The organism is Marinimicrobium sp. UBA4509, from assembly GCF_002388575.1.
Taxonomy (GTDB): Bacteria; Pseudomonadota; Gammaproteobacteria; order Pseudomonadales; family Cellvibrionaceae; genus Marinimicrobium; species Marinimicrobium koreense.
The window spans coordinates 2423-3344 of sequence record NZ_DGMV01000056.1 but is presented as its reverse complement, the minus strand read 5'-3'; the positions used below and the strand labels follow the sequence as shown (position 1 = coordinate 3344).

1 protein-coding gene is annotated in these 922 nt (G+C 62.8%); it reads right to left on the bottom strand.

Features of this window, described 5'->3' with window-relative positions; all coding sequences use genetic code 11:
• Positions 1 to 53 precede the first annotated feature (53 nt).
• Positions 54 to 922, bottom strand: an 869-nt coding sequence (locus B3520_RS10715) for a LysR family transcriptional regulator (protein ID WP_286876024.1), incomplete at its 5' end; no start/stop codon positions are given.

The following is a 922-nucleotide window of genomic DNA, read 5'->3' as shown; positions in this document are numbered from 1 at the left end:
GGCGCATCCGCCGTTGCCCAACTCAACGCATCCACCGTAACTCAACCCGCCCCCTACTGCACCGGCAACTGCCGCTTCAACACCTCCGCCAGATGCCGCGTCGCCGGCCCGGCCAACTCCCGGTCGGCAAAAATCAGATAAAGCGCATGCACCCGCTTACTCTCGGTCTCCATCGGAATCAGCTTCAACGTCCCCGCCTCCAGATCGTCCTTCAGGTAAGCTTCGGGCAACCAGGCATAACTCAACCCCAGCCGAATCGCGTGCAGTGACGTTCGAATGTGACTCACCGTCAGGCGCTGCTCGGCCTCTTGCCACCCCTCGGTATACCGTCGATGAATCCCCGAATCCCGCACGATCGACTGCCGGTAGTGGCGCAAATCGTCGTAACTCACCGGACGCCCCAGATGCTGCAGCGGATGGTCCGGGCTGGTCACCCCGCGAAAGGTCACCGACATCAGATACTCGCCATTGAACCCGGCCGGCACTCGCCCGGCGATTGCCACATCCACCTGATGCTGAATCAGCATATCCTCGGTACCGCTCATCACGGACTCGTATAACTCCACCCGGGTGTCCGGAAACTCCCGGGCAAAGGAGGCAATACAGCACAGCACCTGCTCTGGCGGCACAATCACATCCCCCGCCAGACTGACCAGAGGCTCCACCTTGGCAGAGAGCTGAGTCGCAGCCGATTCCAGGTTTTCCGCCTCCATCAGCAGATGTCGGGCCCGCCGGTATAGCACATCACCCGCCGGAGTGGGCACGGCCCGGCGCCCCTGTAGCTCGAACACCGCCACACCCAGCGCGGTTTCCAGCTGGGAAATGGCATAGGACACCGCCGACTGGCTCTTCCCCAGCGCCTCGGCGGCCTTGGCATAGCCACCGGCATCGATCACCGCCATAAAGGCCCGCCACTGATCCA